This window comes from Streptomyces sp. LMG1-1-1.1 (assembly GCF_040815545.1).
GTDB lineage: Bacteria > Actinomycetota > Actinomycetes > Streptomycetales > Streptomycetaceae > Streptomyces.
In genome coordinates this window covers 17,142-42,295 of the sequence record NZ_JBFPNH010000050.1, presented here as the reverse complement: position 1 = coordinate 42,295, position 25,154 = coordinate 17,142, and the positions used below count along the sequence as shown (strand labels likewise).

Here is a 25,154-nt window from a genome sequence, read left to right as displayed (position 1 = left end):
AGGCCGGGGACGGCGAGCCGCGGGGCGGCGCCGGAGCGGAGTCCGGCACGGCCGGGGACGCACCGCGCTCCCCCGCCGCCGCGCCCGCCCCGCAGCACCCGGCCGCCCCCGCCGCGTCCGTACCCGAAGACCGCCCCGGCACCCCCGCCGTACCGTCCGATCCGGCCGGCCCGGCGTCCGCCCCCCGGACGCCGTCGCCGACCTCGAACCCCCCGTACCCGGAAGGCACCCCGTAATGACCGGCTCCACCACCGACGAGAAGCTCAGCTGGCTCCTGGAGGGCCTGCTGGAACGCACCCCGGGCACCCGGCACGCCCTGGTGCTGTCCCGCGACGGGCTCAAGCTCTGCCGCACCCCCGAGCTCTCCGTCGACCAGGCCGACCAGCTCGCCGCGATAGCCGCCGGCATCCAGAGCCTGTCGCACGGTGCCTCCGTGGAGTTCGGCGACGGCACCGGCGGGGTGCGCTCCGCCATCGCCGAGTTCTACGGCGGCATCCTGTTCATCGTGGAGGCCGGCGAGGGCGCGCACCTCGCGGTCGTCGCCGACGAGGACGCCGACGCCGGCCTCGTCGGCCACAACATGTCCGAACTGGTGGAGCAGTTGGGCGAGCACCTGGTCGCGAGGCCCCGGGGATGAGCCGCGGCAGGCCGGGCCGGGACGACTCCCCCGACCGCCTCTACACCCTGACCGGCGGCCGCAGCCGCGCCGGTTCCGACGCCTTCGACCTGGTGACCCTGGTGGTCTCCGAGAGCGACCCGGCGCCCGGCATGCAGTCCGAGCACGCGGCGATCCTGCGCATGTGCCGTCTCCCGACGGCGGTCGTGGAGGTCGCGGCCGGGCTCGGCCTGCCGGTGTCGATCACGCGGATCCTCCTGGCCGACCTGCACGACACCGGCCGGATCAGCGCCCGTCACCCCCGTGCCTCGTACCGCCTTCCCGATCACGACATCCTGGAGCAGGTGCTCGTTGGACTCCGTAACCTCTGAACAGCGCCAGACCCTGCGCAGCACCGCCGACAACGGGCTGAAGATCGTCGTCGTCGGCGGTTTCGGAGTCGGCAAGACCACCCTGGTCCGCTCGGTCAGCGAGATCCGTCCGCTGAACACCGAGGAGACGATGACGCAGGCCGGCGAGGGCGTCGACGACACCGACGGCGTCGCCGCGAAGTCGGCCACGACGGTGGCCTTCGACTTCGGCCGGATCTCGCTCGACGCCCACAACGTCCTCTACCTCTTCGGTGCACCCGGCCAGGAGCGCTTCTGGTTCCTCTGGGACCGGCTGTTCTCCGGGACGCTCGGCGCGGTCGTGCTCGTGGACACCCGCCGGCTCGCCGACTCCTGGTACGCCATCGACCGCCTCGAACACCACGGAACGCCGTTCGTCGTCGCCTGCAACGACTTCGGCGGCCCCGCCCACACCCCCGCCCAGATCCGCGGGGCCCTCGACCTCGCCGACGAGGTCCCGCTGGTCTTCTGCGACGCCAGGTCGCGGGAGTCGAGCAAGCAGGTCCTCATCGCGCTCGTCGAGCACCTGCGGACCGTCGTCGCCCCGGCCGAGCGGCCGGTCCCGCAGCCGATCCCGGAGCCCGCCCCGTGACCCTCCCCGAGCACCCGCCCGTCCCCCTGAGCGGGCCCCGGTTCCAGACCGACCCCAACGAGCTGTACCGGCAGATCCGGCGCGAGCACGGAGCGGTCGCGCCCGTCGTCCTCGACGGCGACGTGCCCGCCTGGCTGGTGCTCGGCTACCGCGAGCTCCACCAGGTCACCAGCGACCCGGTCCTCTTCTCCCGGGACTCCGAGCTGTGGAACCAGTGGGACGCCATCCCGGCGGACTGGCCCCTGCTGCCCATGATCGGCCGCAAGCAGCCGTCCATCCTCTACACGGTCGGCGAGCGGCACCGCGAGCGGGCGGCCGTCATCTCGGAGGCCCTGGAGGCCATCGACCCGTTCGTCCTGAAGGAACGGGCCGAGCGGTTCGCCGACGAGCTGATCGACGCGCTCTGCGGCAAGGGCGCCTGCGACATCATCGCCGAGTACGCGATGCTGCTGCCGGTGCGCGTCCTCGCCAGCGTGTACGGCTTCGCCGACGAGCAGGGCCCGGCGCTCGTCACCGCCATGAACGACATGATCAACGGCCGGGAGGGGGCGCTGGAGGGCCAGCGCCACCTGGCCGAGTCCATGTTCGCCCTGCTCGCCGCGAAGGCGGAGGCGCCGGGCGACGACGTGGCCTCCCGGATGCTCGCCAACACCGCCGGCTTCACGGTCGAGGAGGTCGCCCAGGACCTCATGGTGATGATGGCCGCCGGCCACCAGCCCACGGCCGACTGGATCGGCAACTCGCTGCGGCTGATGCTCACCGACGACCGGTTCGCGGCCTCGCTCTCCGGGGGGCGGCACAGCGTCGGCGAGGCGATGAACGAGGTGCTGTGGGAGGACACCCCCACGCAGAACGTCGCCGGGCGGTGGGCCTCCCGCGACACCCACCTCGGCGGGCGCCGGATCGGCCGCGGAGACCTGCTGCTCCTCGGACTCGCCGCCGCGAACGCGGACCCGCACGTGCGGGCCGACTCGGGCCGGCTCACCGGCGGCAACAACGCCTACCTCTCCTTCGGCCACGGCGAGCACCGCTGCCCCTTCCCCGCCCAGGAGGTCGCCGAGACCATCGCCCGGACGGGGATCGAGGTGCTGCTCGACCGGCTGCCGGACGTGGACCTCGCGGTCGCCGCGGGCACCCTCTCCCGGCGGCCCTCCCCCTGGCTGCGCGGCCTCACCGCGCTTCCCGTGACGTACACCCCGACCCCCGCACTTGGAGCACTCGGATGACCTGCCCGCACGCCCACGCCGCCGCGTCCGGCACCGACGCCATCACCCTGGACCCGTTCGTCGCCGACCTCGACGGCGAGAGCGCCCGGCTGCGGGCGGCGGGCCCGCTGGCCCGTGTCGTCCTGCCCGGCGGGGTCGCCTGCTGGGCCGTCACCCACCACGCCGAGGCGCGGCGGCTGCTCACCGACGCCCGCCTGGTCAAGGACATCGACGTGTGGGGCGCCTGGCAGCGCGGCGAGATACCCATGGACTGGCCGCTGATCGGCCTGGCGAACCCCGGCAAGTCGATGCTGACCGTCGACGGCGACGAGCACCGGCGGCTGCGCACGCTGGTCGCGCAGGCGCTGACCGCGCGCCGGGTGGAGCGGCTGCGCGAGGGCATCGAGGCGCTGACCACGGGCATGCTGGACCGGCTCGCGGAGCGCCCGGCGGGTGAAGTCGTGGACCTGAAGGCGGAGTTCGCCTACCCGCTGCCGATGAACGTGGTCAGCGACCTGATGGGCGTCGACGCGGCCGACCACCCGCGGATGAAGGCCCTGTTCGAGAAGTTCTTCTCGACGCAGACCCCGCCCGAGGAGGTGCCGCAGATGATGGCGGACCTGGGCACGCTGTTCGCGGGGATCGTGGCGGGCAAGGCGGAGAAGCCCGGGGACGACCTCACCAGCGCGCTGATCGAGGCGTCGGAGGGCGGCGACCGGCTCACCACGGAGGAGATCACCAACACCCTCCAGCTGATGGTGGCGGCCGGGCACGAGACGACGATCAGCCTGATCGTCAACGCCGTCGTGGCCCTGGAGACCCACCCCGAGCAGCGCGCTCTGGTGCTCGGCGGCGAGGTGCCGTGGGCGAACGTCATCGAGGAGACGCTGCGCTGGTCGACGCCGACCTCGCACGTGCTGATCCGCTTCGCCACCGAGGACATCGAGGTGGGCGACCGGATCCTGCCGAAGGGCGACGCGCTGATCGTGTCGTTCGGCGCGATCGGCCGGGACGAGGAGCAGCACGGTCCGACGGCGGGTGAGTTCGACGTGACCCGTACGCCGAACCGTCACATCTCCTTCGGTCACGGCCCCCACGTCTGCCCGGGCGCCGCCCTGTCCCGCCTGGAGGCGTCGGTGGCCCTGCCGGCCCTGTACGCGCGCTTCCCGGGGCTGCGTCTCGCCGTGCCGCGCGAGGAGCTGCGGAACAAGCCGGTGGTCACGCAGAACGACCTGTTCGACCTCCCGGTCGTACTGGCCTGACGGCCACAGGCGTCCGGCAGCGTAGCAGCGGGGTTCCCTCCCCGGGCGGAGAACGTCCTACTCTCCGCGCCCGAGCGTGTTCGTGCGGTAGTCATGAGCCCGGGAGGGAACACCTTGATCTTCAGCCTGAGCCGCCGCCGGAAGTCTGTCCCCACGAGCGCCGCCTGTCCGTACGCGTCCGGCCCCGACGGCCCCGCGTCGGCGGGCGGGCCGCCGGGGCGGGGCGTGGCGGTGCGGACGGATCCCCGGGAGGCGGAGGAGTTCGTCCGGCAGTTCCACCGCGAGCAGCCGGGCGCGGGCGACGCGGAGTGCAGGATCCGCGCGGTCCGGTCCGAGATCGAGCGGACCGGCACCTATGAACACACCGCCGAGGAGCTGGCGTTCGGCGCCCGGGTCGCGTGGCGGAACGCGGCCCGCTGCATCGGCAGGCTGTACTGGCGGAGCCTGGTGGTGCGGGACCTGCGGCACGTGACGGCGGCCGACGACGTCGCCGCCGACTGCTTCGCCCACCTGCGGCAGGCCGGCAACGGCGGCCGGATTCGCCCGGTGATCTCCGTCTTCGCCCCCGACCGGCCGGGCCGGCCCGGGCCGCGGATCGTCAACGACCAGCTGGTCCGGTACGCCGGGCACCGCGCGCCCGACGGCCGCTGGACCGGCGATCCGCGCGGAGCGCCGCTGTCCGAGCGGGCCGTCGGCCTGGGCTGGAAGCGGAACGAAGAGCGGTTCCAGGTCCTGCCGCTGATGGTCGAGGAGCGTCCCGGCGACCGGCCGCGGTGGTACGAACTCCCGGACGACGCCGTGCACGAGGTCACGCTCACCCACCCCGACCAGGCGTGGTTCGCGGACCTGGGGCTGCGCTGGTACGCGGTGCCCGCCATCAGCGACATGGCGCTGGAGATCGGCGGGGTGCGCTATCCGGCGGCGCCTTTCAACGGCTGGTACATGGGCACGGAGATAGGCGCCCGCAACCTCGCCGACGCCGAGCGCTACGACCTTCTCCCGGTGGTCGCGGACCGGTTGGGCCTGGACCGGTCGAGCGAGCGCACGCTCTGGCGCGACCGGGCGCTCGTCGAGCTCAACGTGGCGGTGCTGCACTCCTTCCAGGAGGCCGGGGTGACGATGGCCGACCACCACACCGAGTCGGAGCGCTTCCTCCGGCACATCGACCGGGAGAGCCGCCTGGGCCGCGCCACTCCCGCCGACTGGAGCTGGATCGTCCCTCCGGTGTCCGGCTCCGCGACCCCGGTGTTCCACCGCTACTACGACCCGGTGGACCCGTCCTTGCGCCCGGCGTTCGTCCCCCGCGCACGGACTTAGAGGGCCGCGGAGCTTTCGAGGATGCCCTTGAGGGTGCGTTCGTCCTTGGGCATCTCCTTGCGGACGTGGGGGCGGACGACGAGGGGGACGAGGGCTTTGCCGATGCCGTGGCCCTCGAAGTCGAGGGAGAGGGTCAGGCGTGACCGCTCGCCGCCGTCGAGGGGTTCGATGGCGCCCTGGACGTCGCCGCGTACGGGGCCGTCGATGCCGTGCACGTGCCAGTGCCTCGGGGGGTCGAGTTCGACGACCTGCATGGTCTGGGTGATCTCGCGCCGGCCGAGGCGCCGGGTGACGGCGACCTTCGACCCGACGCCGAAGGGGGCGTCCCCGAGCCTGCGGACGGTGACCGCGCTCTCCTGCCAGTCGGGCAGGTGCGTGGGGTCGGTCACGTAGCCGAAGACCTCGGCGGGCCTGCGGGAGATGTCGATGGATTCCGTGATGGCGGCCATGATGCCTTCTTCGTCCGACGGGAGCCCTCGTCGCCATCCGCTCGCCGGCGCGGACTCATTGTCGCTTCATACGAATTGTCCCACTCGGGGCGGTGTCGGGCCAGCGTTGATCTGAGTAGCGGTACTCATGTCGGCGCGACGCGACGGCGGGAGCATGGCGCGCAGGACGGTGCACGGGTGCGGAGGGGGCGGCATGCGCAAGGTCGTGGGTGGTCTGGTGGCGGCGGGGCTCGCGGTCGGAGCGCTGGTGCTGGCGTACGCGGTGGGGGCGCCGCCCGGCACGGTGCTCGCCGTCGGCGCGGGGGTCCTCGGGCTGCTCTGGCTCCTGCTGCTCCTGACGACGCCGTGGAACCTCTACTTCCGGGCCCACGCGGTGCTCGCCGAGATCGCGGTCAGCCGGGAGAAGGGGATCGCCGTCCCGAAGGAGCGGGACGCCGAGGCGGGGCGCATCGCGCGGGTGATGCTGCGGGTCGCCGTCGCCGGCCACCTGGCGACCGCGGGCACGGCGGTGGCGGTGGCCGCCGCGACGGGGCGCGAGGCGGGCTACTGGTGCGCCGGGTTCTTCCTGGCGAGCACGTTCTTCCGGCCGGCCGGCGCGTACTTCGGGCAGCTGCGGCACAGGCTCGGCACGCTCCTCGGGGAGGTCACGTACCCGCGTGACGACGTGGTGGCGCTGCGCGACCGGGTGGCCGCCCTGGAGAGCGGCGCCTCGGTCCTCGACGGCAAGGCGGAGGAGCAGTACCGGGCGCTCGCCGAGCTGCGCCGTACCGCGGACGCCATCGCCCTCTCCGCGCACGAGCGCGCCGACGCCACCGATCGGAGGATCGCCGCCCTGGCGCGGGAGTTCGAGTCGACGGTGAACCGGCTGACCGACAACGAGGAGATCATCACCGGCCTCAAGGCGTTCCTGAGGCTGTTGCGGGCCACCGACGCGGTCGACGGCTCCGTCCCGTCGTGACCGGTGGCGGCCTCACCCGCTTGCCGGTCTCCAGGTTGCAGCTAATGTCGATATATAGGCCACAAGTTCTTCCGGCTGCCGTGTCCGCACGGCGAGGGGAAGGGGGGCGGACGAAAGGAGCCTCCCATGACCCGTACATTGCGGGCTGCGATAGCCATGGCCGGTGTCGCCGCACTCTCCCTGGGCGCGGTGGCGACCAGCGGTGCGGCCCAGCCGGGCACGGGATCGGCGGCACAGGACGACGTGAGGATCGGCCTGCTGCTGCCGGAGAGCAAGACCACGCGGTACGAGAAGTTCGACCGCCCCTACATCGAGGCCAAGATCAAGGAGTTGGCCCCCGGGGCCCAGATCGACTACTACAACGCCGCGGAGAGCGCCACGACCCAGCAGCAGCAGGTCAACACCGCGCTCGCCAAGGGCGACAAGGTCCTCATCCTGGACGCCGTGGACGCCAAGTCCATCCAGTCCTCCGTGCAGAAGGCCCATGACGCGGGCGTCAAGGTCGTCGCGTACGACCGCCTCGCGCAGGGTCCGGTCGACGCCTACGTCTCGTACGACAACAAAAAGGTCGGCGAACTCCAGGGCAAGGCACTCCTGGACGCGCTCGGCGACAAGGCCGGCAGCGGCGTGATCGTGATGCACAACGGTTCGCCGACCGACCCGAACGCGGCGGAGTTCAAGGCCGGCGCGCACTCGGTCCTCGACGGCAAGGTGAAGATCGGCAAGGAGTACGACACCCCCAACTGGGACCCGAACAACGCCAACCAGCAGATGTCCGGCGCGATCAGCGCCCTCGGCAAGGACAAGATCGTCGGGGTCTACTCCGCCAACGACGGACTGGCCGCGGGCATCTCGACCGCCCTCAAGGCGGCGGGCATCAACGTGCCGCTGACCGGTCAGGACGCCCAACTCGACGCGATCCAGCGGATCCTGCTGGGCACCCAGACCATCACCATCGAGAAGCCGTACAAGCCGGAGGCCGACATCGCCGCGATGATGGCCGTCGACCTGGCCGAGGGCAAGCCGCTCCCGGCCGACCTGACGCCCACCACCGTCACCAGCGGCAGCGGCCAGAAGGTCCCGGCGAACCTGCTGACCCCGGTCGTCGTCGACAAGAGCAACATCAAGGACACCGTCGTCAAGGACGGCCTCTACACGGTCCAGGAGATCTGCACCCCGACGTACGCGGCGGCCTGCAAGGCGGCCGGTCTCCAGTAGCGACGAGCGCCAAGCGCGCACATTCCGTGAGGAGGCGGTTCCTTTGCAGGAGTCACCCGTGCTCACCCTGCGGGGGATCTCCAAACGGTTCGGCGCGGTCCAGGCGCTGAAGGGATTCGATCTGGAGGTGCACCCCGGTGAGGTCGTGGCGCTCGTCGGCGACAACGGCGCCGGCAAGTCCACGGCCGTCAAGACCATCGCCGGGGTGAACCCACCGGACGAGGGCGTCATCGAATGGGAGGGCCGGCCGGTCTCGATCAACCGGCCCCACGACGCCCAGAACCTCGGCATCGCCACCGTCTACCAGGACCTGGCGCTGTGCGACAACCTCGACGTCGTCGCGAACCTGTTCCTCGGCCGCGAGCTGCGCCGCTTCGGCGTGCTCGACGAGGTCCGCATGGACCAGCGGGCCCACGAGCTCCTCGACACGCTGTCGATCCGCATCCCGAGCGTCCGCCTCCCCGTCGCCTCCCTGTCCGGCGGCCAGCGGCAGACGGTGGCCATCGCCCGCTCGCTGATCGGCGCGCCGAAGGTCGTCATCCTCGACGAGCCGACCGCCGCCCTGGGCGTGGAGCAGACCGCCGAGGTCCTCGACCTGGTGGAGCGGCTCCGTGAACAGGGCCTCGGGACGATCCTGATCAGTCACAACATGGTGGACGTGATGGCCGTCGCGGACCGCATCGCCGTCATGCGCCTCGGTCGGAACAACGGCGTGTTCGACAAACGCTCCACGTCCACCGAGGAGATCATCTCCGCCATCACCGGTGCCACCGACAGCGCCGTCACCCGCCGCCAGGCCCGCAAGCGGGAGGAGGAGCGATGAGCCGCGACCGACGCGTCCCGGGTCCCGACGACGTCTCCGAGGAACCGGCACCCGGTGCCCTGCCGGCCGTCGACACCCGGCTCCTCGTCCGCGAGGAGGGCCTGAAGGGGTACGTCGGGGAGTTCCGGCGCAAGCTGCGCAGTGGTGAGCTGGGCTCCCTTCCCGTGGTGCTGGCCGTGATCATCATCTGGACGGTGTTCGGCAGTCTGGACAGCACCTTCCTCTCGGCGCAGAACCTCTCCGACCTCAGCCAGCAGATCGTCGGCACCGGCATGATCGCCGTCGGCATCGTCTTCGTCCTGCTGCTCGGCGAGATCGACCTGTCCGTCGGTTCGGTGAGCGGCCTGTGCGCCGCGATCTTCGCCGTGCTGAACGTGCTGAACGGGATGAACGAGTGGCTCGCGCTGCTGATCGCCCTGCTGGGCGGCGCCGTGGTCGGACTGATCCAGGGGTTCTTCTTCGCGAAGGTCGGCGTGCCGGCCTTCGTCGTCACCCTGGCGGGCAACCTCGCCTGGAACGGGCTGATGCTCCAGATCCTCGGCACCAGCGGCACGGTCAACATCCCCGGCGAGAGCATCGTCTCCCGGCTCTACTCGACGATCTACCACAGCCCGGCGGCCGCCTACGTGACGGCGGCGGTCGGGGTCGGGCTCTTCCTGGCGGCGTCGCTGCTCGACGCCCGGCGCCGCCGCTCGGCGCACGTGCCGTCCCGGCCGGTCGCCGAGATCGTGCTGCGCACGGTCGTGCTCGCCGCCATCGCGTTCGCCACCGCGTACATCCTCAACCAGTACCAGGGGCTGCCGCTGGCCCTCCTCATCTTCCTGATCCTGCTGGTGCTGCTGGACTTCGTGCTGCGGCGCACCACGTACGGCCGGCGGATCTTCGCGGTGGGCGGCAACATCGAGGGCGCGCGCAGGGCGGGCATCAGCGTCGCGTTCGTCCGCATGACCGTGTTCTCGATCTCCGGGGCCATGGCGGCGGTCGGCGGTCTCTTCCTGGCCGGCCAGATCCAGTCCGCGAGCCAGACCTCCGGCGGCGGCAACCTGCTCATGAACGTGATCGCCGCCGCCGTCATCGGCGGCACGAGCCTGTTCGGCGGGCGCGGCTCGGTCTGGTCCGCGCTCCTCGGCGCCCTGGTGATCGGCTCGATCCAGTCCGGCATGAACATCATGGGCGTCAGCAACGCCGTCCAGTTCATGATCACCGGTTCGGTCCTCCTCGCCGCCGTGGTCGTCGACTCCCTCTCCCGGCGCACCCAGAAGGCGGCGGGCCGCGCCTGATCCACCGGCGCGGGAAAGGAGACGTCCATGGCCGAGGGTCCCAAGGCCGGCGCGGGTCGGACGCACGGGCGCGACGAGACCGAGGAGGAGCGGGCCGACCGGCGCTGGGAGGAGCTCATCCAGGAGATCCGGGTGGCGCAGACCGGCGTCCAGATCATCCTCGGCTTCCTCCTCACCGTGGCCTTCACCCCGCACTTCCAGGGGCTCGGGCAGACCGACAAGACCATCTACGTCGTCACGGTCGTCCTCGGGTCCCTGGCGACGGGCGCGCTCATCGGCCCCGTCGCGTTCCACCGGATCGTGGCGGGGCGGCGGATCAAGCCCCAGGCGGTCGTGTGGGCCTCGCGGCTGACCTTCACCGGGCTGATCCTGCTCCTGGCGACGCTGACGACGGCCCTCCTCCTCGTGCTGCGGGTGGTCACGAAGGATCCCTACGTGCCCTGGCTCGTCGCCGGCGTCCTCGTCTGGTACCTGCTCTGCTGGTTCGCGCTGCCGCTGTGGGTGCGGCTCCGGTACACCGCCGGCGAGTGACGCCGGCGTGGTCAGGCACGGTCGTCGTCCGACCCCGGGCCGATGGTGAGCTCGAAGTCGCCGTCGTACTTCTCGTGGCCGGCGATCACGGCCACCTCGACGACCTCGCGGCCGACCTCGCCGCGGACGATGAGGGGGTCCTTCCGGAGGTCGCGCATGAGGGCCACGCACATGCCGATCATCACGAGGACGAAGGGCGCCGCGACGAGGATCGTGAGGTTCTGGAGTCCGGCCAGGGCGTCGCCCTGGCCGTCGCCGATGAGCAGCATGATGGCGGCGACGGCGCCCGTGACGACGCCCCAGAAGACGACGACGAGCCGGGCGGGTTCGAAGGCCCCGCGCTGGGAGAGCGTGCCCATGACGATCGAGGCGGCGTCCGCGCCCGAGACGAAGAAGATCCCCACGAGGATCATCACGAGCAGGCTCATGACGCCGGCCATCGGGAACTCCTGGAGCACGCCGAACAGCTGCCCCTCGGGAGTGGTCTCGCCGGCCAGCTCGCCCTGTTCGCGAAGCTTCATCGCCGTGCCGCCGAAGATCGAGAACCAGACCAGGCTGACGGTGCTGGGGACGAGGATGACGCCGCCGACGAACTGGCGGATGGTGCGGCCGCGGCTGATGCGGGCGATGAACATGCCGACGAACGGCGTCCAGGAGATCCACCAGGCCCAGTAGAAGACGGTCCAGCTGCCCAGCCAGTCGTGGATGTCCCCACCGCTGGTCGCCTCGGTGCGGCCGGCGAGCTGCGGCAGGTCGCCGACGTAGGCGGCGAGGGAGGTGGGCAGCAGGTCGAGCACGATGATGGTCGGACCCGCCACGAAGACGAAGAGGGCGAGCACCGCGGCGAGCACCATGTTGATGTTGGACAGCCACTGGATGCCCTTCTCGACGCCGGAGACGGCGGAGAGCACGAAGGCCACGGTCAGGACGGCGATGATGGCGACCAGCAGTCCCGTGCCGGTCTTCTCCATCCATCCCAGTTCCTCGAAGCCGCTGCCGATCTGGAGCGCGCCGAGGCCGAGCGAGGCGGCGGAGCCGAAGAGCGTCGCGAAGATGGCCAGGATGTCGATGACCCGGCCTGGTCCGCCGTACGCCCGCCGCTCGCCCATCACCGGGACGAAGACGGCGCTGATGGTCTGCCGGCGGCGGCGCCGGAAGGTGGAGTACGCGATGGCGAGGCCGACCACGGCGTAGATCGCCCAGGGGTGGAGCGTCCAGTGGAACAGCGTGGTCGCCATCGCCGTCTCCATCCGCTCGGCCGAGTCGGCCGGTCGGGTACCGGGCGGCGGGGTGCCGTAGTGCGCCAGGGGTTCGCTGACGCCGTAGAACATGAGGCCGATGCCCATGCCGGCGCTGAACATCATGGCGATCCACGACACCGTGCGGAACTCGGGGCCCTCGCCCTCCTGGCCGAGGGTGATCCGGCCGTAGCGGCTGACGGCGAGCCACAGGGCGAACACCACGAACCCGGACGCGACGAGCATGAACGCCCAGCCGCCGTTGCGGATCAGCCCGTCGAGGAGCTTGCTCGACGTGCTCTCCAGGCTGTCCGTCGCGGTGGCGCCCCACACCACGAAGGCGACGGTGAGGACGGCGGTGACGCCGAAGACGATCCGGTCGGTACGGGCCCGGTGGTGCTGGTCGGGGCGGCCGGGCAGGTCCGCCGTCACGGGCAGCGCCCCGCCCGCCCGTTCGGCGCCTGCTCGGCGGCCGTCGGGCTTCCGTTCTTCCTGCGGCACGAAAGGCACCTTTCACGGCATCGGTGACAAATATGACGATGTCTCCGTAAGGCAGTACCACAGACGGGCCGGGGCCAGTCAGGGGACACACGCGGCACGGGCCGACGTATCCTCGGCCCGGCACCCCCGACGACGGACGGAAGAGGACGGAAACGGTGGCGGACAGACGCAGGACCGGCGCGGCGACCACGGACGGCGGTGCGCGTCCACCCCTCACCGACATCCCGGCCCCGCTCGGCGCCCGGGCCCGCCAGGCCGTCCTCCAGCGCATCGTCGACCGGCGGTACGCCCAGGGTGCGCGCCTGGTCGAGCGCGAGGTCGCCGAGGAACTCGGCATGTCCCGCGTGCCGGTGCGCGAGGCGCTCCGCGCCCTGGTCACCGAAGGCCTCCTGGAGCTGCTCCCGCACAGCGGCGTCCGCGTGCGACGCCTCGAACGGGCCGATGTGGAGCACCTGTACGAGGTGTGGGAGCCGCTCGCCGTCCAGGCCTCACGGCTCGCGGCGCGGGCCGTGGCGGCGGGCGGCGCCGAGGGTCTCGCCGCTCTCCGGTCCACCCTCCACCAGGCCGAGTCGGCCGCCGCCGACGAGGAGGGGACCCGCGAGGTGGCCGCCCACACGGCCTTCCACGAGGGCGTCGTCGCCCTGTCGGGCAACCCGCTGCTCGGGCGCACCATGGAGCAGCTGAGCTGGCAGCTGCGGCTGGTGTTCGGCCTGCGCGAGGAGCCCGCCCACATGCGCGCCCAGCACGCCGAGATGTACCGGCACATCGCGGCGGGCGACCCGGAGGCCGCGGCGGCGAGCACGCTGCTGCACGTGCGCGACAGCAGGGCCGTGGCGCTGCGCTCCCTCTTCGGCGACAACTGACGCTATTTGTATACCAAGAGCGGGACGGAGGCATCCCTCCCGGCGGGTAAACCGCACAAAAGGAGGCCTGGACTCGGTCGTCGAACCAACCCCTTGTCCGTCGTCTCGGCGTTGGTATACAAAACGGGGAGTCATCGACCTACTCCCCAGGAGCTCCCATGCGCGTCGAAGCCACTCCCCCGTCCTCCTCCCCGTCCGCCGGCGCGCTCTCCCGCCGCACGATGCTGGCCGGGGCCGCCGCACTGGCGGGCACGACCGCGACGGCGGCCGCGACGGCGGGTGCCGCCCACGCGTCCGACGCCGGCTCCGTGCCCACCGCGTCCGCGGCGGCCGGCGGCGCGGGGCACCGCGCCGGGACCGTGGTCTTCCGGAACGTGCGGGTGCTCGGTGCGGCGCATGCCACGGACCTGGTGGTCGTCGACGGCCGGGTCTCGGCCGGCCCGGCGCCCCGGGGCGCGAAGGTGGTCGACGGCGGCGGCCGGATCGCGCTGCCGTCCCTGGTCGACGCCCACATCCACCCCGACAAGACGACGTGGGGCGGCTCGTGGGTGTCGCGGCGGCCGGCGAACGGCATCGCCGACTACGTGGCCCAGGACGTGGACCTGTTCCGCAGCCAGCGCCGGCCGGTCGCGGAGCGCGCGTACGGCCTGATGTCCCACGCCGTCGCCCGCGGCACCCGGGCGATGCGCGCCCACGCCGACGTGGCACCCGCCTACGGCCTCGCCGGCGTGGAGGGGGTGGCCGAGGCCCGCGAGCGGCTGCGGCACGCCCTGGACGTCCAGATCGTGGCCTTCCCGCAGCACGGCGTGATCCGCACCCCGGGCACGGCGGCGCTCCTGGAGAAGGCGGCGCGCGAGGGCCTCGTCGACATGATCGGCGGCATCGACCCGATCGGCTTCGACCAGGCGCTCGACGAGCAGCTCGACACCGTCTTCGGCATCGCCGACCGGCACGGCGTCGGCGTCGACATCCACCTGCACGACCGCGGCGAGAAGGGCGTCAGGGCCATGCGCGGCATCATCGACCGCACGCGCGCCCTGTCGCTGGCCGGCAAGGTCACCGTCAGCCACGTCTTCTGCCTGCCCGGCCTGACGGACCGTGAACTCGGCTCCCTCGCCACCGACCTGGGTGCCCAGGACATCGCCCTCACGACGGTCGCGCCGTCCGACTCCCTGGTCCTGCCGATCGCCCGCCTGCGCGAGCACGGCGTGCGCGTCGGCCTCGGCTCCGACGGCGTGCGCGACTCCTGGAGCCCCTTCGGGAACGCCGACATGATGCACCGCGCGCACCTCCTCGGATGGGTGACGGACGTGCGCCTCGACGACGAACTGGCGGAGTGCTACCGCGTCGCGACCCATGGCGGCGCCGACGTGATGGGCCTCGCGCACGCCGACCTCGCGCCCGGCGCACCGGCCGACTTCGTCCTCGTGCGGGGCGAGTGCCTGCCCCAGGTCGTCGTCGACATGCCCCGCCGGGACACGGTCGTGCACGGCGGCGTCGTCGTGGCCCGCGAAGGGGAGTTCCTCGACTGACGCACCCGCAGGTGGGGGCGTCGGGGGGCGGGCGTTGCGTAGGCTCGAAACGAGCGTTCCGCGTACCCGCACCGCGCCGTCCCTACGCCGAGGAGAGCCCCATGACCACCGCCGAAGAAGGACGGCAGCAGCTGGACGCGGTCAGCGTGCTGAACGCGAAGAGGACCCTGCTCCAGCTGCTCGCCCGGGCAGGGGTCTGGTCGGGCGACGCGGAGGAGCTCATCGGCTTCGTCGAGGCCGGCGCCCTCGCGCTCGCGTACGAGGAGATCGGCGAGGGGCCGTGGCACGCACCCGAGGAGAAGGGCGAGCCGTATGCGGCCGGCTGGCAGGACGGCACCCGGGCCGTCACCGACGCGCTCGGCGACATCGCCGAACGGGCCCTGCGGCGCGCCGTCGCCGCTGACCCGACGACCGGGTCCCCGGACGAACGCCCGCCGGTGGGGCGGACGGAGCTCGCGCGGACGAAGGTCGCGATGACCCCGCTCTACCTGTCGTTCACGGACGAGTCCGACCTCGACCCCGAGGTCACCGACCAGGTGCTCAGGGCCGTCCTCGGCACGATGAGCTCCCGGCAGCGCTCCCGGTACGCGGGACGCCTGACCGAATTCGCGTCCACGCACCGCGCCCATCTCGAAAGGCTGTACGCCGAGTACGGCCCGGGCAGCGCCATCGCGATCCACGGCCGCTACTCGCTCGTCCACTCCCCCACCAGCGTCGCCGTGCTGGAGCGGCTCGCCACGGCACCCGAGGCCCTGCACGAGGAGTGGGACGCGGCCGAGCTGCCGCCGGCCTGGTTGGACGGACTGAGCACCGCCTGGGGCGAACCGGGGGCCTGACGGACGGTCCGGTGGGCGGGGTCCGGTGACGGGGGTCCGGTGGGCGGGCACCAGCGGCCGGCGACCGATGGGCGGCCGGGCGAGAGGCTCGTAGCAAGAGGCTCGCGGCGAGGGCGCTCGTGGCGGGAGTGGGTGGTCAGGCGGGCGGTCTGGTGATCGACACCCGGACGAGATAGGTTAGGCTCACCTAACAACGCCTCGCGATGGTCGCTGCCCTCCCCTGCCCGGGGAGCCGGGCCGCGCCGCAGCACCCCCTGCCCGGAGACAAGGATCCACCATGCCTTCTGTGTTCACCCCCCTTCGCCGTCGCGTCCTCGCGGCGGGCGCCGCCGCGGTCTCGCTCGGCCTGATGGTGACCGGGTGCGGTTCGGACGAGAAGAAAGACGACGCCGCGGGCTCGGCGGCCAAGGCTCCGGCGGGCGCCTTCCCCGTCACCATCAAGAGCGCTCTCGGTGACGCGGTCATCAAGGACAAGCCCAAGCGCGTGGTGACCCTCGGACAGGGCTCGGCCGAGACCGCCATCGCCCTCGGCAACGTCCCGGTGGGCATCGAGGAGTACCCCTGGGGCAGCGACAAGTCCGGCTACCTCCCCTGGATCCACGAGGCCGTGACGAAGTCCGGCGGCACGCTGCCCAAGCAGTTCAAGGGCGGCGAGGAGCTCGACATCGAGGCCATCACCGAGCTCGAGCCCGACGTCATCCTGGCCCCCTGGTCCGGCCTGACGCAGAAGCAGTACGACATCCTCAAGGACATCGCGCCCACCGTCGCCTACCCCGAGAAGGCGTGGAGCACGAACTGGGACCAGCAGATCGAGATCATCGCCAAGGCGCTCGGTCAGCCGGAGAAGGCCAAGGAGCTCGAGTCGAAGATCGACAAGCAGCTCGCGGACGCGGCCGCCTCGCGCCCCCAGTACAAGAACGTCACGTTCTCGTACATCTACAACACCGGGCCCGGCAGCCTCGGCATCTTCAAGCCCGAGGAGCAGCGCGTCGCCATGGTCTCCAAGCTGGGCCTCAAGGTCGACCCCATCGTGAACACCTTCCCGGAGACCGAGGGCACCGACTCCGCCCTGATCGGCCTGGAGAACGCCAACAAGCTGGCGAAGAGCGACATCGCCTTCACCTTCTACATGGACGAGAAGTCCCGCAAGGCCGTCGAGGGCCAGCCGCTGTACGCGGCCATCCCCGCCGTGAAGAAGGGCGCCCTGGTCTACAGCCACGACACCCCCTTCGTCACCGCCTCCTCGATGATCAACCCGCTGACGGTGCCGTACAGCATCGAGCGCTACCTGCCGATGATCGACAAGGCCGTCGCCAAGGCCGGGAAGTAACAGCGGACCCAGCGTGACCACTCTCTCCCGGATCGGCCAGGGCCCCGCCGTCGCACGGCGGGGCCCCGCCCGGCATGTCATGGCCGCCGTCCTGTGCCTGGTCCTGCTCGCCCTCGCGCTGCTCGCCAGCGTCATGTTCGGCAGCAAGCCGACGTCCGCCGGCGACGTCCTGCGGGTCCTCACCGGCGGCGGCGACGAGTACACCCGCACCGTCATCGAGAGCCGCTACCCGCGCACCGCCCTCGGCGTGCTCGCGGGTCTCTGCCTCGCCGTCGCCGGCGCCCTGATGCAGGGCATCACGCGCAATCCGCTGGCCGAGCCCGGACTGCTCGGCATCAACGCGGGCGCGTCCGCCAGCATCGTGGCCGCCACCGCGTTCCTCGGCGCCTCCGGGCAGCGGGAGACCATCTGGTGGGCGCTGCTGGGCGCACTCGCGACCGGTGTCGTCGTCCACCTCATCGGCACGGCGGGCGGCGGCAACGGGCCGGTCCGCCTGGTCCTCGCCGGCGCGGTGCTCTCGGCCGTCCTCGCCGCCTTCATCCAGGCCGTCGCCCTGTCGAAGCCCCAGGTCTTCGACACCTACCGCTACTGGGTCGTCGGAGCGCTCGGCGGTCGCGGGTTCGACGCCGTGTGGGCGGTCCTGCCGTTCGCCGGGGCGGGCTTCGTCCTCGCGGCGCTGCTCGCGCCGGGGCTCAACGCCATGGCGATGGGCGACGACAAGGCCGCCTCACTGGGCATCAGCCCCGCGCGCGTGAAGGGCGCCGGGCTGCTCGCCGCGACCCTGCTCGCCGGCGCCGCCACCGCGGCGGTGGGTCCCATCGCCTTCGTCGGACTCGCCGTCCCGCACGTCGTCCGGGCCCTGGTGGGCGCCGACTTCCGGCTGCAGATCCTGTTCTCCTCCCTCGCGGGACCCACCCTGCTCCTGTTCGCGGACGTCATCGGACGGGTCCTCCTGCGGCCGCAGGAGCTCATGGTCGGCGTCGTCACCGCCTTCGTGGGCGCCCCCGCCCTGCTCTTCGCCGTCCGCCGCATGAGGGGAGCGGCATGAAGACCGCCGAACCGACCGACACCGCGACCGGCACCGGAGCCGACACACGGGCCGCGGCGGCACGCCGTCCGGCCCGGCCGCCGCGGCGCACGCTCGTACGGATCGGCCCCTGGGTCGCCGTCCCCGTGCGCCGCTCCTCCCTGGTCGCCGCCGGGGTCACCCTGCTGCTGCTCCTGGGCGCCGCCACGGCGACGCTGTCGATGGGCAGGCTCGGCATCGGCCTCGCCGACCTGCCGTCGGCCCTCATGGGCGAGGCCACGGGCAAGAACGCCTTCGTCCTGAACCGGCTGCGCGGTCCGCGGCTCGTGGTGGCCATCGCCACCGGCGCGGCCTTCGGTCTGTCCGGGGCCCTGTTCCAGTCCGTCACCCGCAACCCGCTGGGCAGTCCGGACGTGATCGGGCTCGGCGCCGGGGCCGGTGCGGGCGCCGCGGCCGCCGCGCTCTTCCTGCCCGACACCGTGCCGGTCGCCGTCGGCTCGCTGCTCGGCGCGCTGATCGCCATGGCCGTCGTCTACTTCGCCACCGGGACCGGCTTCCGCAGCCCGGGGCGTCTGGTGGTGGCGGGCATCGGTGTCGCGGCGATGGCGACGGCCCTCACCCAGTACGTGGTGTACGCCGTCGAGCGGGACAAGGCCAGCGCCCTCACCGCGTACATCAACGGCAGCCTCTCCGCCCGCTCCTGGGACGACGCGACGACGATCTGGATCGTCCTCCTCGTGTCCGTGCCCTTCGCCGCCCTGCTCGCCCGGCCGCTGAGCATCGGCGAGATGGGCGACGACACCTCCACCGGGCTCGGCGCCCGCCCGGCCCGTACGGCCACCGCCGCGGTCGCCCTGTCGATCGTGCTCTCCGCCGGCGCCGTCAGCGTCGCGGGACCGATCGCCTTCATCTCCCTGACGGCGCCCCAGATCGCCAAGCGCGTCACCCGGAGCGGCGGCCCCCACCTCGTCATGTCGACGCTCCTCGGCGCCCTCCTCCTCGTCCTCGCCGACCTCACCGCGCAGCAACTGCCCCTGTTCGACGACCTGCCGGTCGGCCTGTACACGATGGCCGTCGGCGGCGCGTACCTCGGCTACCTGCTGATCCGGGAGTGGCACCGGCCCGTGTGAGGCCGCGCGGCGCTGCTAGGAACCTCCGAGCTCCTCGCCGACGCGTACGTTCCAGCGGCCCGCGCGGCCGGTGAGGTGGACGGCGCTCAGGGGGCGGACGTCGAGGCGCCAGGAGGTGGAGTCCGGTGCCGCGAGGGCGTGGAGGACGGCGGCGCGGAGGACGTCCGGTTCGGCGACGACGGTGACGGGTCCTGAGGTGGTCCCGAGCGCGTCGAGCCACGCGGCGACCCGGTGGCGGAGGTCCCGCAGGGACTCGCCGCCATGGGGCGCCGCCGACGGGTCGGAGAGCCAGGCGGCGACCGCCGGCTCCTCGCTCGCGGCGACGGCGGCGAGCGTGCGCCCCCGCCAACTCCCCATGTCGCAGGCGGCGAGTTCGCGCGCCGGCTCGGCCCTCAGTCCGAGGGCCTCCGCGGTGCGACGGCAGCGCTCGGACGGCGAGGCGTACGCGCGGGAGGCCGGGGCGACCGACGGGGCGACGGCCTCGGCCCGGGCGATCCCCGCCGGGTCGAGGGGGCCGTCGTCGTCGAAGCGCACCTCGCGCAGGGCTTCGCTCGTCGCCGGGGAGATCAGCGTCAGCCGGACCGTCATCGGGCTCCTTCGTCTCATCTGGGGTGTGGGGAGGGGGCGTACGGAGAGTGATCCAGGCCTCACACCCTTGGCGGCGGACCCGGCACGCGGTACCGTCAGGCGACATTTGAACAGCGTGACGACGGCGAGACGGAAGTCCGGTGAGAACCCGGCACGGTCGCGCCACTGTAAGCCGCGGCGCCACGAAAGGTGACGTCGCGGGAAGTCAGACCCGTGGACCGTCGTCTTGCACCACCGTTTGGGACGCGAGTTCCCGCAGGAGGTTTCATCATGGCCGAGGCTGTCGTCTCCGCTGCCGTATCCGCCCCTTCCGTGGCCGTACCGGCTCCGCTGCCCGTCCGGGCCGTCCTTCCCTGGGCCTTGTTCGTCGGCCTTCTCGCCCTGATCGCGCTGTACTTCGTCGGTGCCGAGCAGGGTGCCACCTCGCTGTTCGCGGGCTCCGACGTGCACGAGTGGGTGCACGACGGGCGCCACCTGCTCGGCTTCCCCTGCCACTGAGGGGCGCCCCGCACATGCACGCCTCAACTGTGAGAGCCCTGCTGGTCCGTGGCATGCTCGCGGGCCTCATCGCCGGCCTCTTCGCCTTCACCGTGGCCTACGTGGTGGGTGAGCCTCCCGTCGACGGCGCCATCGCCGTCGAGGAGGCCCAGGCCGCCCACGAGGCCCACGCCGCGCCCGCGGCGCACGCCGGTCACGGCGGCGGCGCGGCCGCCGAGGACGGGGCGGAGGAAGAGGAAGCGGTCAGCCGCGACGTCCAGTCGACCCTCGGCCTGGCCACCGGTGTTCTGGTGTACGGGGTGGCGCTGGGCGGCATCGCCGCGCTCGCGTTCTCCTTCGCCCTGGGCCGCGTCGGCAGGTTCAGCCCGCGGGCGACCGCGGCACTGGTCGGGGCCGGCGCGTTCACGACCGTGTATCTGGTGCCGTTCCTGAAGTACCCGGCGACCCCGCCGGCGGTCGGCAATCCGGACACCATCGGGCAGCGCACGACGCTGTTCTTCCTGATGATCCTGCTCAGCGTGCTCCTCGGCATCGCCGCGGTGATCGCCGGGCGTCGGCTCGCGCCGCGTCTGGGCAACTGGAACGCGACCCTGGCCGCCGGTGCCGGCTTCGTCGTCGTGACGGCCGTCGCCTTCGCGGTGCTTCCGTCGAACGACGACGCCGTCAAGGCGGGTTTCCCGGCCGCGCTCCTCTGGGAGTTCAGGGTGGCCTCGCTGGCCATCCAGCTGGTCCTGTGGGCGGTGTTCGCCGTGGTCTTCGGCGTCCTCGCGCAGAAGACGCTCGCTCCCCGGGCCGCCGCCGACACCCCGGGTGAGCTCGGGGCGCCGGTCGCCGGCTGACCGGAGACCGACCCTGGCTCCGCCCCGCACGCCGCCCGCGTGCGGGGCGGAGTCGTGTCCGGGAGCGGGCAGGAGCGGCTCCCGGGGCCGGGGACGGGGGCCAGCCGCTGGGAGCGCTCTCAGACGGCCCGGGCTGCGGATATCCTGGGAGCCGCAGGACCGTGGTCCCGGGGCGGCATCCGGGGCCGTGGACCGCCGCCCGCCCACCAGCCGACGCAGTCGAGGAGCGCCCGCCGTGACCGAACCGACCACGGGGTCCCGCCCCACGCTGGAAGCCGTCGCCGCGCACGCGGGCGTGTCCCGGGCCACGGCCTCGCGGGTCGTGAACGGGGGTGCGGGGGTGCGGTCCCCGCTGGTCGAGAAGGTGCGCCGGGCGGTCGAAGAGCTCGGCTACGTGCCCAACCACGCGGCGCGCACCCTGGTGACCCGGCGCAACGGCGCGGTGGCCGTGATCATCGCGGAGCCGGAGTTCCGGATCTTCTCGGATCCGTTCTTCGAGCAGCAGGTGCGCGGCATCAGCCGGGAGCTGACGGCGCACGACTCACAGTTGGTGCTGTTGTGGGTGGAAGGCCCCGGGGACCACGACCGGATCGCCCGCTACCTCGGCGGCGGGCACGTCGACGGCGCGCTGGCGTTCTCGCTGCACAGCGACGACGCGCTGCCGGCCGTGATCGACCGGGCCCGGGTCCCCGTGGTCTTCGGCGGGCGGCCGGCCCCGGGCATCGCGCCGACCGTCCCGTTCGTCGACTGCGACAACCGCGGCGGCGCCCGGGAGGCGGTGCGGCACCTGGTGGGGCTCGGCCGTCGGACCGTCGCCCACATCTCGGGGCCGCCCGACCAGACGTCCGCGGTCGACCGGATCCACGGCTACCGGGACGTCCTCATCGACGCCGATCCCGCCCTGCTGTGCGGGGGCGACTTCACCGAGGAGAGCGGGGCCCGCGCGATGGCGGAGCTGCTCGACCGGCGGCCGGACGTCGACGGGGTGTTCGTCGCGAACGACCTCATGGCGTCGGGCGCGCTGCGCACCCTGCGGGAGCGGGGGCTCCGGGTGCCCCAGGACGTGGCGGTGGTGGGCTTCGACGACATGGACTCGGTGGTCGGCAGGACCTCTCCGGCGCTCACCACGGTGCACCAGGACATCGAGGGCATGGGCCGGTTGATGGTGAAGCTGCTGATGCGGCTGCTCGACGGGACGGGTCCCGAGGGGCCCGAATCGGTGATCACCCCGACCTCGCTCGTCCGCCGCGACTCCGCCTGACACGGCGGGGAGGCACGCGGGCGGCGGGCCCGGGGGGTGTCCCCGGGCCCGCCGCCGTCTCACGGGTCGCGCCGGTCAGTCGTACGGGATGACGACCACGGAGCGGTCGGTGCCCGTCTGGAGCCGTGAGTCGCCGTTGCCGATGGCGCTCCAGACCTCCAGGCGGACCGTGCCGCCGCGCAGGTCGCCGAGGGTGCCGGTCGCCGCTTGCAGGCCGCGGCCCTGGGCGTACTCCTCCCAGCCGGTGACCGGGTCGGTCGCGAAGTAGTGGTACGTCTCCGTCCGGTCGAAGGTGCCGTCGCCGGTGAGGTCGTAGCTGATCCGGGCCTGCTGGCCGAGGCCGACGGCGGTGCCGGCGTCCAGCTGGAGGCGGAACGCGGTGGTGCCGCCGGTCCTGAGGGTGCCGTTGACGCCCTTGATCTCGTAGACGAGCGGCCGGTAGGGGGTGCCGTCGTGGTTGGTGCCGTTCGCCGAGGCGACGGTGTCGCTGCCGGCGGTGGCGCCGGTGGCCGTGGTGAGCGTCCCGCCGGTGCGGAGCTGGAAGGTGTTGCCGGTGGACGGCTCGGGGTCGGGGTCGGTGCCGCCGGTTCCGCTGCCGGTCGCGGTCGAACGGGCTGGCACGGTCAGGGTCTTGCCGTCGGAGAAGGTGACCGTGCGGGCGGTCGCGCCGTGGTTGTGGGCGACGTAGGTGCGGGTGGTGCCCTTCAGGAAGACGGCGGAGGTGGGGAGGTTGCCGCTGACCGTGGCGTCGGGGGCGCCGAGGGTGTCGAGGGCGGTGAGCCAGTGGTAGGTGTGGGCCTTGGACTCGCCGGCCTCCGGGGTGTATCCGGCGTTCCCCGCGTCCCACTTGGCCTTGGCGGCGGCGGGGTCGGCGAGGGACTGGAACTCCCAGAGGATGTCGCGCCATTCGACGGCGGGACCGCCGTTCTCCCGTTCCATCTCGGCGATGTTGCGCCGGACGGCGTCCTTGTGTCCGCCGAGGTGCAGTGAACCGCCGGTCACGGGGAGGACGTTGATGCCGTGGATCTCCTCGGGGTTGGCGGTCCACCAGGTGGAGTAGGCGGCGCCGCTGCCCCAGACCATGCCCGCGGTGTCGTGCTGGAAGGAGGCGGGGAAGACCTGCTGGTCGGCGTCGAACCAGTACTGGGCGATGGCCTCGCCCTCGGTGGTGAGCAGGTAGGTGCCGAGGTCGCGCAAGGAGGTGTCGCCGGTGGCCGAGCCCCACAGGACGAGTGCGGCGCTGAGGTTGGTCGACTCCGAGGAGGATTCCTGGTTGTTGCCGGCGGCGAAGCCCTGGTGGCCGCTGGCCCAGCTGTGTCCCGCGTACACGTCGAAGCCGCGCAGGAAGGGGAAGGCGCCGTCGGTGCGGCTGGGGTTGGCGGTGTCGCGGACGAGCGTCCTGACCATCGCGCCCCACGCGGAGTCGGCGGCCCAGGCGGGGTCGTACTGGGCGACGATCGCGGCGGCGTACACGTAGTAGCCGTAGTGGAAGTGGTGGTCGTTGAGTTCGGTGTCGCTGCCGTAGGAGGCGGGGTAGCCGGTGAGGGTCTTCCACACCTGGTCGTACGAGAACTCGTTGGCGCCGCCGGCCGTGAACCAGTCCTGGAGGCGGCCCTTCATGAGGCCGAGCAGCTTGTCGCGGATGGCGCCCTCGCCGATCTGGTCGGCGAGCGGGACGAGCTGGGCGAGTTTGCCGAGCGCCTTGCCGGTCCAGTAGGTGTCGACGGCTCCGGAGAAGGGGTCGGAGGAGTTCGCCACCTCGTTCAGGTAGCCGCGCAGCCGGGCGGTGTCCGCGCCGGTGCCGCCGGGGAGGGCGGGCAGGGTGGCGGCGGCGCGCTGGGTGGTGGTGAAGGAGGCGGCCTCGCGGACCTTCATCGTGCCGCGGGGCGAGACGTAGGTGTACGGGGTGAGCGGGTCGGTGGTGTGCAGCCACTGGTGCCGGTAGAGGGCCTGGAGGGTGCCGCGTTCGGTGCCTTCCTTGGCCTCGGTGGTGAGGCTGTAGGTGGCGCGGACGGTGCCCGCGTCGTAGCTCCAGTTCACGGTGGATCCGGTGACGAAGCTGTAGGCGTACTTCCGGAAGGTCGCGAGGGCGTCGGTGGAGGGCAGGACGGCGACGGAGAAGTAGTCCTTGCCGCCGAGGCCGGCGGTGACGGTGGTGCCGGAGACGTTCCAGTCGGTGCCGCTGGGGGCGAAGAGCGCGTAGTGGTGGCCCGCGACGGTGATGCCGAGGACATTGCCCTGGTCGGCGAAGACGGCGGGTGCCTCGGCGGTGGTGATCCGGGCGTCGCCGCCGGTGCCCTTGGCGTACACGAAGGGGAGGCCGTGGCCGATGGTGGTGCGCAGGGTGCGGGAGCCGTCGGACCAGTAGGGGGTGACGGTCCAGTCGGACCAGGCGTCGGCCTTGGTGTCGGGCGAGTTGAGGCCGGTGAGGCCGAGGGTGAGGTCGCGCTTGTGGGCGTACTCGTACTGCCGGCCGTCGCCGACGACGGCGGGGCTGGTCGGGTAGCCGACCTCCAGGCCGCCGGCGACGGCCTGGTAGGTGAGCGGGTGGCCGTACATGGGGGTGGAGTACGGGTTGTCTCCGTAGCGCTGGAAGGCGAGGGAGGACCACCAGTCGTTGGTGGGGACCGGCTTGCCCTGGGCGGCGGGGGTGACCTTGGGGGTGACCGGCGCGCCGGTGTTGGTGGTGGGGCCGGAGGTTCCGGCGGGGCGGGTGTCGGAGTAGCTTCCGGCGCCGGTGGGGACGGTGGCGGCGGCCGCGGGGGCGGCGGCGGGGCCGAGTCCCAGGGCTGCGAGGGCGGAGACCAGGACCAGCGCTGCGGCCGGCCGTGTGCGGGGGGCTGGCATGAACGGCACCTCATGTCGTCGCGG

At 72.6% G+C, this 25,154-nt stretch carries 24 protein-coding genes and 1 pseudogene; 21 read left to right on the top strand and 4 right to left on the bottom strand.

Annotation, left to right across the window (positions count from 1 at the left end):
* The 7 genes and pseudogenes from MRBLMG1_RS27475 to MRBLMG1_RS27445 form a co-directional block, all read left to right on the top strand.
* Positions 1-236 (top strand): annotated as a pseudogene (locus tag MRBLMG1_RS27475) (hypothetical protein); the annotation flags it as partial.
* Positions 236-637 carry a roadblock/LC7 domain-containing protein gene (locus MRBLMG1_RS27470; protein WP_017236514.1) on the top strand — a complete coding sequence of 134 codons (402 nt, stop codon included), beginning with the start codon at positions 236-238 and terminating at the stop codon, positions 635-637. The pseudogene MRBLMG1_RS27475 and the gene MRBLMG1_RS27470, both read left to right, overlap by 1 nt.
* On the top strand, positions 634-987 hold the full coding sequence (locus MRBLMG1_RS27465) for a DUF742 domain-containing protein (RefSeq protein ID WP_367826809.1): 354 nt from the start codon (positions 634-636) through the stop codon (positions 985-987). The genes MRBLMG1_RS27470 and MRBLMG1_RS27465 overlap by 4 nt, the downstream gene beginning before the upstream one ends.
* Positions 968-1,597, top strand: a complete 630-nt coding sequence (locus MRBLMG1_RS27460; RefSeq protein WP_367826808.1) for a GTP-binding protein — start codon at positions 968-970, stop codon at positions 1,595-1,597. Before MRBLMG1_RS27465 ends, MRBLMG1_RS27460 begins: the two co-directional genes overlap by 20 nt.
* A complete protein-coding gene (locus MRBLMG1_RS27455) occupies positions 1,594-2,823 on the top strand; it encodes a cytochrome P450 (RefSeq protein ID WP_367826807.1) in 1,230 nt (409 codons plus the stop codon). The genes MRBLMG1_RS27460 and MRBLMG1_RS27455 overlap by 4 nt, the downstream gene beginning before the upstream one ends.
* The gene (locus MRBLMG1_RS27450; protein ID WP_367826806.1) at positions 2,820-4,064 is read left to right on the top strand and encodes a cytochrome P450 family protein; all 1,245 of its coding nucleotides are present in this window, start codon (positions 2,820-2,822) and stop codon (positions 4,062-4,064) included. The genes MRBLMG1_RS27455 and MRBLMG1_RS27450 overlap by 4 nt, the downstream gene beginning before the upstream one ends.
* Before the next feature lie 93 nt (positions 4,065-4,157).
* On the top strand, positions 4,158-5,381 hold the full coding sequence (locus MRBLMG1_RS27445) for a nitric oxide synthase oxygenase (RefSeq protein ID WP_414721652.1): 1,224 nt from the start codon (positions 4,158-4,160) through the stop codon (positions 5,379-5,381).
* Here the strand turns inward: MRBLMG1_RS27445 and MRBLMG1_RS27440 are convergent.
* On the bottom strand, positions 5,378-5,830 hold the full coding sequence (locus MRBLMG1_RS27440; RefSeq protein WP_367826804.1) for an SRPBCC family protein: 453 nt from the start codon (positions 5,828-5,830) through the stop codon (positions 5,378-5,380). The two genes, MRBLMG1_RS27445 and MRBLMG1_RS27440, sit on opposite strands and share 4 nt — an antisense overlap.
* A 193-nt stretch (positions 5,831-6,023) precedes the next feature.
* Here MRBLMG1_RS27440 and MRBLMG1_RS27435 point away from each other — a divergent pair, with 193 nt between their 5' ends.
* The 5 genes from MRBLMG1_RS27435 (at position 6,024) to MRBLMG1_RS27415 (ending at position 10,640) form a co-directional block, all read left to right on the top strand.
* Entirely contained in the window at positions 6,024-6,788 is a 765-nt protein-coding gene (locus MRBLMG1_RS27435; protein WP_367826803.1) for a hypothetical protein, read from the top strand.
* A gap of 126 nt (positions 6,789-6,914) precedes the next feature.
* Entirely contained in the window at positions 6,915-8,006 is a 1,092-nt protein-coding gene (locus MRBLMG1_RS27430; RefSeq protein WP_367826802.1) for a sugar ABC transporter substrate-binding protein, read from the top strand.
* Positions 8,007-8,049: 43 nt separating this feature from the next.
* A complete protein-coding gene (locus MRBLMG1_RS27425) occupies positions 8,050-8,829 on the top strand; it encodes an ATP-binding cassette domain-containing protein (protein ID WP_367826801.1) in 780 nt (259 codons plus the stop codon).
* A complete protein-coding gene (locus MRBLMG1_RS27420) occupies positions 8,826-10,109 on the top strand; it encodes a sugar ABC transporter permease (protein ID WP_367826800.1) in 1,284 nt (427 codons plus the stop codon). Before MRBLMG1_RS27425 ends, MRBLMG1_RS27420 begins: the two co-directional genes overlap by 4 nt.
* A gap of 27 nt (positions 10,110-10,136) precedes the next feature.
* The gene (locus tag MRBLMG1_RS27415) at positions 10,137-10,640 is read left to right on the top strand and encodes a DUF6328 family protein (RefSeq protein ID WP_367826799.1); all 504 of its coding nucleotides are present in this window, start codon (positions 10,137-10,139) and stop codon (positions 10,638-10,640) included.
* A gap of 11 nt (positions 10,641-10,651) precedes the next feature.
* On the opposite strand, the gene MRBLMG1_RS27410 is transcribed toward MRBLMG1_RS27415, so the two are convergent.
* Positions 10,652-12,316 carry a BCCT family transporter gene (locus MRBLMG1_RS27410; RefSeq protein WP_367826814.1) on the bottom strand — a complete coding sequence of 555 codons (1,665 nt, stop codon included), beginning with the start codon at positions 12,314-12,316 and terminating at the stop codon, positions 10,652-10,654.
* A 218-nt stretch (positions 12,317-12,534) separates the two neighbouring features.
* Between MRBLMG1_RS27410 and MRBLMG1_RS27405 the strand changes: the two genes are divergently transcribed.
* The 6 genes from MRBLMG1_RS27405 (at position 12,535) to MRBLMG1_RS27380 (ending at position 19,097) form a co-directional block, all read left to right on the top strand.
* Positions 12,535-13,242, top strand: coding sequence for a GntR family transcriptional regulator (locus MRBLMG1_RS27405; RefSeq protein WP_414721651.1), 708 nt, complete (start codon positions 12,535-12,537; stop codon positions 13,240-13,242).
* 158 nt (positions 13,243-13,400) lie between these two features.
* Complete coding sequence (locus MRBLMG1_RS27400) at positions 13,401-14,774, top strand: amidohydrolase family protein (RefSeq protein WP_367826798.1); 1,374 nt, start codon at positions 13,401-13,403, stop codon at positions 14,772-14,774.
* A gap of 101 nt (positions 14,775-14,875) precedes the next feature.
* Complete coding sequence (locus tag MRBLMG1_RS27395) at positions 14,876-15,610, top strand: hypothetical protein (protein WP_367826797.1); 735 nt, start codon at positions 14,876-14,878, stop codon at positions 15,608-15,610.
* Between the two features lie 277 nt (positions 15,611-15,887).
* Complete coding sequence (locus MRBLMG1_RS27390) at positions 15,888-16,940, top strand: iron-siderophore ABC transporter substrate-binding protein (RefSeq protein WP_367826796.1); 1,053 nt, start codon at positions 15,888-15,890, stop codon at positions 16,938-16,940.
* A 13-nt stretch (positions 16,941-16,953) separates the two neighbouring features.
* The gene (locus tag MRBLMG1_RS27385) at positions 16,954-17,988 is read left to right on the top strand and encodes a FecCD family ABC transporter permease (RefSeq protein WP_414721650.1); all 1,035 of its coding nucleotides are present in this window, start codon (positions 16,954-16,956) and stop codon (positions 17,986-17,988) included.
* Positions 17,985-19,097 carry a FecCD family ABC transporter permease gene (locus MRBLMG1_RS27380; RefSeq protein ID WP_367826795.1) on the top strand — a complete coding sequence of 371 codons (1,113 nt, stop codon included), beginning with the start codon at positions 17,985-17,987 and terminating at the stop codon, positions 19,095-19,097. The genes MRBLMG1_RS27385 and MRBLMG1_RS27380 overlap by 4 nt, the downstream gene beginning before the upstream one ends.
* 15 nt (positions 19,098-19,112) lie before the next feature.
* Here the strand turns inward: MRBLMG1_RS27380 and MRBLMG1_RS27375 are convergent, their stop codons facing one another.
* The gene (locus MRBLMG1_RS27375; RefSeq protein ID WP_367826794.1) at positions 19,113-19,685 is read right to left on the bottom strand and encodes a histidine phosphatase family protein; all 573 of its coding nucleotides are present in this window, start codon (positions 19,683-19,685) and stop codon (positions 19,113-19,115) included.
* Positions 19,686-19,955: 270 nt separating this feature from the next.
* Between MRBLMG1_RS27375 and MRBLMG1_RS27370 the strand changes: the two genes are divergently transcribed.
* The 3 genes from MRBLMG1_RS27370 (at position 19,956) to MRBLMG1_RS27360 (ending at position 22,283) form a co-directional block, all read left to right on the top strand.
* The gene (locus MRBLMG1_RS27370) at positions 19,956-20,183 is read left to right on the top strand and encodes a CbtB domain-containing protein (RefSeq protein WP_367826793.1); all 228 of its coding nucleotides are present in this window, start codon (positions 19,956-19,958) and stop codon (positions 20,181-20,183) included.
* Between the two features lie 14 nt (positions 20,184-20,197).
* Positions 20,198-21,022 (top strand): CbtA family protein, encoded by an 825-nt coding sequence (locus MRBLMG1_RS27365; RefSeq protein WP_367826792.1) that lies wholly within the window; start codon positions 20,198-20,200, stop codon positions 21,020-21,022.
* A gap of 235 nt (positions 21,023-21,257) precedes the next feature.
* Positions 21,258-22,283, top strand: a complete 1,026-nt coding sequence (locus MRBLMG1_RS27360) for a LacI family DNA-binding transcriptional regulator (RefSeq protein ID WP_367826791.1) — start codon at positions 21,258-21,260, stop codon at positions 22,281-22,283.
* Positions 22,284-22,358: 75 nt separating this feature from the next.
* On the opposite strand, the gene MRBLMG1_RS27355 is transcribed toward MRBLMG1_RS27360, so the two are convergent.
* Positions 22,359-25,130 (bottom strand): glycosyl hydrolase, encoded by a 2,772-nt coding sequence (locus tag MRBLMG1_RS27355; protein ID WP_367826790.1) that lies wholly within the window; start codon positions 25,128-25,130, stop codon positions 22,359-22,361.
* Positions 25,131-25,154 lie beyond the last annotated feature (24 nt).